Origin of the sequence: uncultured Arenimonas sp. (assembly GCF_963976025.1) — a bacterium.
Taxonomy (GTDB): domain Bacteria; phylum Pseudomonadota; class Gammaproteobacteria; order Xanthomonadales; family Xanthomonadaceae; genus Arenimonas.
Genome location: NZ_CAXBJS010000123.1, coordinates 1 through 8018, shown reverse-complemented (window position 1 = coordinate 8018; position 8018 = coordinate 1). Strand labels below are relative to the sequence as shown.

Sequence of the window (8018 nt, the reverse complement as noted above, 5' to 3'; positions counted from 1 at the left end):
GGCGGGGGGCTCCGGGCAAGTAACCCACAGAACTGCATAAGCGGAAAGAAAACAGCATGGCCATCAAGATCAGCAAGAAAATCAAGGGATACGCGGTCCAGAAGCCGGAAGACAAGGCCAAGGCCAGCGTGGTGCCCGTCGCCGCTCCCGTGGCCGTGCCGGAGCCGGAATCGAACATCATCCAGATGCACGAAAAGGTCGAGCGCCCCGACGTGCTTATCGGTTCGACCTACAAGATCAAGTCGCCGCTGGTCGAACACGCCATGTACGTGACGATCAACGACATCGTGCTCAACCCGGGCACCGAACACGAGCTGCGCCGTCCGTTCGAGGTGTTCATCAACTCCAAGAACATGGACCGGCGTGTACATGCCGTCGATCGTGGCCGAAATCGGCTCGGTGGTCGAAGAGCACCTCAAGTCCATCGGCATGATCATCGACCCGGAACTGGGCGAAGAGCAGAAGCGCCTGATCGCCGAAAAGCGCGCTGCCTACGAAGCCAAGGCCAAGAAGAAGTCGGGCGAAGCTGCCGCCCCCGCCGGCACCGGCACCGAAGGCGCGAAGCGCGCCGACGAGGCGGTGCAGGTCACCGGCGAGGGCACTTCCTTCCCGCCCAGCGCGACCATGTGCAACAAGTGCAACACCAAGGCCACCGTGCTGATGGACGGGTGCGCGACGTGCCTGAACTGCGGATACAGCAAGTGCGGCTGAGCGCCTGATGCCTTCGGGTGAATGAAAAGAGGAGCCGCAAGGCTCCTTTTTTCATGCGCCGGCCGGTTTCGACAGACTCCGCGCACCCACCAGGATCATGCGCACCATCGTCGTGAGCTGGTCGATCAACTCGGCGTCGCGCTCGGGTGGCAGGTCCAGGGCGGTGGCGCCCATGGCGAAGGCCAGGCGGGTGATGGCGCGTGCGGCCAGCGCGGGTTCGGCCAGCGGCTGGTTACGCAGTTCGCCGAAGCGCACGAGGTCGGCGTGCAGTTCGTCTTCGAAGAAGCTCAGCTCGCGATCAACGGCGCGCTTGAAGGCGTCCGAGCCCACGGTGCCTTCGCGCAGCAGCACGTGCAGCAATTTGTCGTCGGCGCGCACCTGTTCCATGAAGGCTTCGACCGAGCCGCGCACGATGCCGCGCTCGGCTTCGGCGCGGTGGCGGGCGGCGCCGACGATCTTGCGCAGCGACTGGCCGGCGACGTCGATCAGGGCCACGGCCAGTTCGTCCATGTCGCGGAACTGGCGGTAGAAGCTGTTCGGGGCGATGCCGGCCTCGCGCGCCACCTCGCGAAGGCCCAGGCTGGACACGCTGCGATGCGGGCCTATCAGGCGCAGGGCGGCTTCGAGCAGGTCGGCCTGGGTGATCGCCGTGCGGCGGCTGGGGTGCAGGTCGGCGGTGTCGGTGTCGGAAGAAGTGGGCGTCACGGGTGGGCCGGATCGGGGTAGGGCGCCATCATAAGCGTCTCTGCATATACAACTGTATAGACAGATGTATGCGGAGCTGTATACTGCCGCCCATGCGCCCCGACCTTGTTCCCGCCCTAACCTCCGCCCGCCCACCCGGACATGCCCGGCGTGCGCCGCTGGTTTCCCCGGCCCTGTTCGACTTCTGGGCGGCGCGCCTGTCGCCCGCCTGGTCCTGGAACCGGCCGCTGGGCCGCATCCTGGGCATCGAGCCGGCAGCCTCGGATGCGGTGAGCCTGCTGATCCGGCCCAACCGCCACTTCCGCGGTTTCGGCCCGGGCCAGCACATCAACGTCGGCGTCGAAGTGGATGGCCGCCGCCTGGTCCGCAGCTACAGCCCCAGCGCCGTGCCGGGCAGGGACGGCCGATTCCGCATAACCGTCAAGAAGATCGCCGGCGGCAAGGTCAGCGGCCATCTGTTTGATCGCGCCAAGGTTGGCGACGTGCTGGGCCTGGGCGAGGCCTTCGGTGAACTGGCGCTGCCGCCACCCGACGGCAAGCCGAGTCTGCTGCTGGCCGCCGGCAGCGGCATCACCCCGATGATGGCGCTCTTCGCCGGACTGGCCGCGCAGCCGAATCCGGCGCCGACCACGCTGCTGTATTTCACCCGCAGCCGCGACCAGCGCTGCTTCGTCGACGAGCTGCGCGCCATCGCGAAGCGGCAGCCTGCGCTCGATGTGCGTTTCGTGCTGACCCGCGATGCCGCTCGCGCCGGGGACGAGGCCGAAGGCCGGCTCTGCGCCAGCCAGGTCGCGCCCTGGCTGGCCGCGCCCGCACACGTGCTGGCCTGCGGCCCGACGGGCTTCGTCACCACCGCACGCGACCTGCTGGGCGGACACGCCGCCAGCTTCGCCGCCGAATCCTTTTCGCCGCCCGTGCACGAGACCACCGATACCGGCAGCGTCGCGCTGACCCTGGCGCGCAGTGGCCGCAAGCTGCAGGTTCCGCGAGGCCTGCCGCTGCTCGAAGCCCTGGAAGCCGCCGGCCTGTCGCCCGCTTCGGGCTGCCGCCGCGGTCTGTGCAATACCTGCGCCTGCGAAAAGTCCGCCGGCAGCACCCGTCATCTGCTGACCGGCGAGGTCGAGCACGAACCCGTGTCCGCCCTGCGCCTGTGCGTTTCCAGCGCCCGCAGCGACCTTGTCCTGGACCTTTGAACCGATGACCGCCAAACCCCGCAACCGCGCGCTGTCCCCGGAAGAGCTCGACGCCTTCGCCGCCGAGCTCGACGCCCTGCGTGCGCGCACCGTCGCCACCATCGGCCAGGCCGACGCCGACTACATCCGCGCCGTGCTCAAGGCCGTGCGCTATTTCGGTTTCGCCGGCCGCGCGCTGCTGATGCTTGCCGCCATCGCCGGCGCGTTCTATCCGCCCGTGCTGTGGGTCGCCGGCAGCCTGGGCGTGCTGTCGCTGGCGCTGTCGAAGATCCTGGAAAACATGGAGCTGGGCCACAACGTCATCCATGGCCAGTTCGACTGGATGAACGACCCGGCGCTCAATGGCCGGACCTACGAGTGGGATATCGCCGGCACCAGCGACAACTGGCGCAAGACGCACAACTTCCGCCACCACACCTGGACCAATGTGCGCGGTTTGGACGACGACATCGGCTATGGCCTGCTGCGCCTGTTCCCCGAACAACGCTGGCGGCCGTTCTACCTGGCACAGCCGGTGGTGGCGGTGGTGTTCGCGATCCTGTTCGAGTGGGGCATCGCGATCCAGGACCTGCGCCTGGGCCGCTGGTTCGCGGGCAAGAAGACGACGCGCGAACTCCGGGAAGAGTTCCGCCCGGTGGGCCGCAAGATGGCGCGCCAGGTGCTCAAGGACTACGTGTTCTTCCCGCTGTTGGCGGGGCCGTTCTTCCTGACCGTGCTGGTGGGCAACGCCATCGCCAACGTGCTGCGCAACCTGTGGACCTACCTGATCATCTTCTGCGGCCACTTCACCGCCGATGCGGAAACCTTTGCCCGCGACTCGGTGCGCGACGAAGGCCGCGGCGGCTGGTACATCCGGCAGCTGCGGGGCTCGTCGAACATCGCCGGCGGCCGGCTGCTGAACCTGATGTCGGGCAACCTGAGCCACCAGATCGAGCACCATTTCTTCCCCGACGTGCCAGCCAACCGCTACGCGGCGATGGCGGCGGAGGTGCGCGAAATCTGCGCGCGTTATGGCCAGCACTACAACACCGGTTCATTGCCCAGGCAGTTCGGGCAGGTGGTCTGGCGGATCCTGCGGCACGCGTTCCCGAGCCGGCCGCGATCGGCGGCCCGGTCGCCGGGCAGGGATCTTTCCGCGGCGCTTTAACGCCGGGCCGCGCCGAAGGGATCAGCCCTGTGGCGGTTCGAACTGCAGGTGTTCGTTGCGGATCCAGCCACGCTCGCTGTGCCGGTCTTCGCACCAGCAGGCGTCATGCGCGGGGTCTTCCCAGATCAGGCGCACGGTGTCGCCGGGTTCGACGGTGAGTTCGGCGCTGCAGTATTCGGCCTTGGCCTTGGGCGTGCCGGAATTCATGTCGACCAGGTCCAGCGGCATCCAGCCGGCGCTTAGCTGGCCGTCTTCGGCCCAGACGTAACCTTCGCGATCGGGGTGGGCGTGCTGCACGTGCACCACGTCGCCGGGCTTGAGGGTCAGCGGGATCGCATCCGGGCTTTCCTGCGAACCGGTGACCTGCGCATTGATGGCCTTGAGGGTCGACATCCTGGTCGCTTTCCTGGTCGCTCCCCAGTCGGGAGCCGGTGCCTTCGAGGATACGGCGAAGGGGCCGGCACCGCACCTTCCGGCACGAAACGCCCCGTTGGTCAGCCCCAGGCCACCACCCGCCAGAAAACCGGCCAAAGTGTGAACCAGTTCACAGTTTCGAGGGCATTTTCAGCCCGAAATGTGAACCCGGACCCACTCACTGAGGGACCGGCATGACGCCCATCTACGTCGCCGAAAACGAGCTCGACGCCCAGCTGGTCCAGGACCTTCTGGTCAGCGCCGGCATCGCCGCGCACATCTTCGGCCCGAACGTGGCCGATCCGGACGGGGGCGTGCCCGCCACCCGCCAGGTCCGCGTGGTCGTCGAGGACGACGAAGCCAGCGAAGCGCGCCAGCTGGTCCACGAATGGCAGACCGTGCCCGACGACAACGACGACGACGGTTTCAGCGTCGCCCTGGACGACGACCCGCACGAGATCGAAGCCAAGGTGCCGGTCTTCAATCTCTTCGACGCGGCCGGCAAGCAGGCCTGATCCGCTCATCTCGCGGACAGCGATAGTTTCCCCGTACAGTGATGCCGGACAGTTTCGGCGCGCAGGTTCAGTTTGCTGACTGAATGCGAAATTGTCGTGCCTGCTTGTCTGGCTGGCATGGCGCGGGTCGCATAGAGTCCAAACCTTGCCCCCGCAAGGAATGTCCGATGACCCGACTGCTTCCCGCCCTCTTTGCCCTGCTGTTCTCGCTGCCCGCCGTGGCCGCGGACAGGCCCTTCGAACGCCCCGTGGTCGTGCGGGTGGACGTGGATACCAGCGGCAGCGTCGTCGGAGCGGAGGCGGTGGGCGACTTGCCTGAGGCGCTGGCCGCCGTGGCCGAGAGCGCCACGCGAGACGTCGAGTTCGAGCCAGCCCAGGTCAACGGCCGCGCGGCGCCCAGCCGCACCCACGTGGTCGTGCAGATGCGCTTCGAGCCCGGTGGCGACGACAGCGTGTCCGCCAAGGCGCTCAGGGTGGAGCCCGCCAAGGCCGTGCTGCATCCCCCGGTCTATCCCGCGCGCGCGGCCGAGCGCGGCTACGGTGCCCACGTGGTGATGCGCATCGAGCTCAATGCCGACGGCAGCGTGGCCATGGATCGTTCGGGGCTGGCGGGGATTTCCCTGTGGAAGGGCGGCCGCAAGCTCGAAGATTCGCAGGCCTATCGCGACCAGTACGTCGCCGAAGTCATGAAGGTCATGCAGCACTGGAAGCCGCTGATCGAAGAGGTCGAAGGTGCACCGGTCGCCACCTCCTGGCACGTGCCGGTCACCTTCTGCCCGCCTGGCCGCAAGAGCGTCTGCGCCAAGATCAAGGCTGATGCGCCCACCGCCACCGGCCGCATCGCGAAAGACGATGGCATCCGCCTGGCGAGCCTGAAGCCCGCGGCTGCGGAAAACGCCGATTCCTGAGTCGCGGTAACCTTCCCCCGGAAAGGGCAGGGGGGAGCAGGCCATGAATGCCAATCCGTACGCGCGGCCCCGCCGGGGCCGTGGCCTGGTGGGCGAGTTCCTGGTGGTGATGCTGGGCGTGCTGGTGGCGCTGGCGCTGGAACACTGGCTGTCGGACTGGCAGGAAGCGCGCCGCGCCGACGACACCCTGCTGGCCATGCACGAGGAAATGCGCGACTTCGCCGTGGTGCTGCGCCTTCGCCAGGCGACCTCGCCCTGCGTCGTGCAGCGGCTGCAGGAGCTGGACGCCCACCTTTCGTTCGAAGAGCCGCTGCCTGCGATCGAAGCCATCGGCCGCACCCCCTACCTGTTCTCCAGCCGCAGCGGCTGGCGCGGCGGCGCGCCCGAACTGCTGTCGCGCCATCGCGGCCCGCGACAGGCCCAGGTCTACGGCGAGATCTACCAGGGCATGGAAGAGTTCGCCCTGCTGGCGCAGCAGGAACAGGCCAACTGGGCCCGCCTGCAAACATTGCAGGAAGCGGAAGGCACGATGGACGCGCCGCGCCGCTGGCGCCTTCGCGAGGAAATCGCCAGCGCCCGCAACGCCAACCTGCTGCTTACCGCCATCGCCGACCAGATGCTGCAGCGCCTGGCGTCCATGGACGTGGACGTCGACAGCGATCCCCTGCCCGTGGACATGCGGGAACGCACGGTCTGCCAGCCGATGAGCCTGGTGGAAGGCTGAGGCGGGCAAGCCAACTGCCGGTGTAATCTTTGCGCCGCATGCCACACCCGCTCGACAACCCCGTCTTCGAATCCCTGGCCAACCGCCATCGCCCGCTGTCGCTTCAGCAGGGCGAAGTGCTCCGTTATCCGCCCGACATCGCACCTTTCCTGGGCGTGCCGGAAGAAGGGTACGACGATCCCGCGGCCCTGCATGCCTTGGTGCCGCCGGGCGACACCGTGCTGATGCTGGGAAACATGGCGGCGCCGCCGACCGGCTGGAAATTCGAGCCCCAGGTCACCCTGGTGCAGATGGCCTGCCCGGAGCCGCTGGCGGAGGTGGACGGGCCGGAGGTCATCGAACTCGGCGACGCGCACCATGCCGCCGTTCTTGAGCTGGTGGCCCTGGTTTACCCGCACTACTTCCGCCCGCAGGCCACCCGGCTGGGCCGCTATTTCGGCATTTACCAGCAGGGCCGGCTGGCGGCCATCGCCGGCGAGCGCATGGGCCCGCCCGGCCACCGCGAAGTCAGCGCGGTCTGCACGCATCCGGATTTCCTGGGCCGCGGTTATTCACGCCGGCTGATGGCCCTGCTGTCGAACGACCTGCTGCGCCAGGGCCTGGTGCCCTTCCTGCACGTCAGCCCCGCCAATGACCGCGCGCTGGCCCTGTATGAACGCATTGGTTACCGGCACCGTGCGCGAATCCGGTTTGCGTCGCTTTCCCGCCCGCCCGGCATGGGCAAGCCGGCCTGATTGACCTAGAGTCACAGGCATGAAAACCGCCTACGACGCCCAGAACCTCATCGACGCCCAGCTGGTCTGCGACCTGCTGCACAGCGCCGGCATCCCGGCACGGGTGTCGGGCGCCGGGCTGCTGGGCGCCGCCGGCGAACTGCCGGCCATCGGGGTGGTGCAGGTGCTGGTGCCGGACGACGAACTCGAACGCGCCCGCGCCGTCGTCGCCGATTGGGATGCCGGCGAAGTGCCCGACGAAGAGGAACTCGAACGCCTGGCCTCCCAGCATCCGGACGACGACACCGAAGTCTTGCTGTGACGAAGATCCTCCGCCCGCTGCCGCCCGAGGCCCAGGCCGAGCTGGCCGAAGCGCGCCGGCTGCTGGAGTCCCCGGGCCTGGCCATGCAGCTGGCCAACGTCATTGGCGCCCCCATCGAAGGCTTGATGGCGCGCCTGCCTGGTCCGGCCGCGCGCCTGGTCGATCGCGCCGCGCGCAAGGCGGTGGAGACGGCCTTCGACGCGGCCCGGCGGACGCTGCGAACGCCCGTGCCCGGCCACACCGCCAGCCCGCGCCTGCACAAGTTCGCGGTCGCGGGCACCGGCGCGGTCGGCGGTTTTTTCGGGCTGCCGGGCCTGCTGGTGGAACTGCCCATCACCACCGCCGCCATGTTGCGCTCGATCACCGACATCGCCCGCAGCGAAGGTGAATCCGCGGACGACCCGGCCACCCGCATGGCCTGCCTGGAAGTGCTGGCCTTGGGCGGCCGCCGCAGCGACGACGACGGCGCTGAGTCGGGCTATTTCGCCACCCGCGCGGCGCTGGCCCAGCAGGTCACCGCCGCCACGCGCTACGTGGCCGGTGGCATGGGCACGGGCAGCGCGCCGGCGCTGGTGCAGCTGGTGAACGGCATCGCCAGCCGCTTCTCGATCCCCGTGACGCAAAAGGCGCTGGCCCAGGCCGCGCCCCTGATCGGCGCCGCCACCG

Annotated in this window: 10 protein-coding genes and 1 pseudogene; 9 read left to right on the top strand and 2 right to left on the bottom strand. The window is 68.5% G+C overall.

Annotation, left to right across the window (positions count from 1 at the left end; genetic code table 11):
* Positions 1 to 56 precede the first annotated feature (56 nt).
* Positions 57 to 711 (top strand): annotated as a pseudogene (locus tag AACZ35_RS10115) (NrdJb).
* Between the two features lie 51 nt (positions 712 to 762).
* Here the strand turns inward: AACZ35_RS10115 and fabR are convergent.
* A complete protein-coding gene (gene fabR, locus AACZ35_RS10110; protein WP_339828757.1) occupies positions 763 to 1416 on the bottom strand; it encodes an HTH-type transcriptional repressor FabR in 654 nt (217 codons plus the stop codon).
* Between the two features lie 92 nt (positions 1417 to 1508).
* Between fabR and AACZ35_RS10105 the strand changes: the two genes are divergently transcribed.
* Positions 1509 to 2609 carry a ferredoxin reductase gene (locus AACZ35_RS10105; RefSeq protein WP_339828754.1) on the top strand — a complete coding sequence of 367 codons (1101 nt, stop codon included), beginning with the start codon at positions 1509 to 1511 and terminating at the stop codon, positions 2607 to 2609.
* Positions 2610 to 2613: 4 nt separating this feature from the next.
* Positions 2614 to 3756, top strand: a complete 1143-nt coding sequence (locus AACZ35_RS10100; protein ID WP_339828751.1) for an acyl-CoA desaturase — start codon at positions 2614 to 2616, stop codon at positions 3754 to 3756.
* A gap of 21 nt (positions 3757 to 3777) precedes the next feature.
* On the opposite strand, the gene AACZ35_RS10095 is transcribed toward AACZ35_RS10100, so the two are convergent.
* Positions 3778 to 4149, bottom strand: a complete 372-nt coding sequence (locus AACZ35_RS10095) for a hypothetical protein (RefSeq protein ID WP_339828748.1) — start codon at positions 4147 to 4149, stop codon at positions 3778 to 3780.
* A 215-nt stretch (positions 4150 to 4364) separates the two neighbouring features.
* On the opposite strand from AACZ35_RS10095, the gene AACZ35_RS10090 reads away from it, so the two are divergent.
* From AACZ35_RS10090 to AACZ35_RS10065, 6 genes are all read left to right on the top strand, one after another.
* Complete coding sequence (locus tag AACZ35_RS10090; protein WP_339828746.1) at positions 4365 to 4685, top strand: DUF2007 domain-containing protein; 321 nt, start codon at positions 4365 to 4367, stop codon at positions 4683 to 4685.
* 167 nt (positions 4686 to 4852) lie between these two features.
* Complete coding sequence (locus tag AACZ35_RS10085; RefSeq protein WP_339828743.1) at positions 4853 to 5593, top strand: hypothetical protein; 741 nt, start codon at positions 4853 to 4855, stop codon at positions 5591 to 5593.
* A 43-nt stretch (positions 5594 to 5636) separates the two neighbouring features.
* Complete coding sequence (locus tag AACZ35_RS10080) at positions 5637 to 6317, top strand: hypothetical protein (RefSeq protein ID WP_339828741.1); 681 nt, start codon at positions 5637 to 5639, stop codon at positions 6315 to 6317.
* A gap of 38 nt (positions 6318 to 6355) precedes the next feature.
* Positions 6356 to 7051, top strand: a complete 696-nt coding sequence (locus tag AACZ35_RS10075) for a GNAT family N-acetyltransferase (RefSeq protein ID WP_339828738.1) — start codon at positions 6356 to 6358, stop codon at positions 7049 to 7051.
* A 19-nt stretch (positions 7052 to 7070) separates the two neighbouring features.
* Positions 7071 to 7352, top strand: coding sequence for a DUF2007 domain-containing protein (locus AACZ35_RS10070; protein ID WP_339828735.1), 282 nt, complete (start codon positions 7071 to 7073; stop codon positions 7350 to 7352).
* A partial coding sequence (locus AACZ35_RS10065; protein WP_339828733.1) for an EcsC family protein occupies positions 7349 to 8018 on the top strand: 670 nt, incomplete at its 3' end. The genes AACZ35_RS10070 and AACZ35_RS10065, both read left to right, overlap by 4 nt.

Coding starts and splice junctions, on each gene's coding strand:
- AACZ35_RS10105 (WP_339828754.1), top strand. CDS start 1,509: ATGCGCCCCGACCTTGTTCCCGCCCTAACCTCCGCCCGCCCACCCGGA.
- AACZ35_RS10100 (WP_339828751.1), top strand. CDS start 2,614: ATGACCGCCAAACCCCGCAACCGCGCGCTGTCCCCGGAAGAGCTCGAC.
- AACZ35_RS10095 (WP_339828748.1), bottom strand. CDS start 4,149: ATGTCGACCCTCAAGGCCATCAATGCGCAGGTCACCGGTTCGCAGGAA.
- AACZ35_RS10090 (WP_339828746.1), top strand. CDS start 4,365: ATGACGCCCATCTACGTCGCCGAAAACGAGCTCGACGCCCAGCTGGTC.
- AACZ35_RS10085 (WP_339828743.1), top strand. CDS start 4,853: ATGACCCGACTGCTTCCCGCCCTCTTTGCCCTGCTGTTCTCGCTGCCC.
- AACZ35_RS10080 (WP_339828741.1), top strand. CDS start 5,637: ATGAATGCCAATCCGTACGCGCGGCCCCGCCGGGGCCGTGGCCTGGTG.
- AACZ35_RS10075 (WP_339828738.1), top strand. CDS start 6,356: ATGCCACACCCGCTCGACAACCCCGTCTTCGAATCCCTGGCCAACCGC.
- AACZ35_RS10070 (WP_339828735.1), top strand. CDS start 7,071: ATGAAAACCGCCTACGACGCCCAGAACCTCATCGACGCCCAGCTGGTC.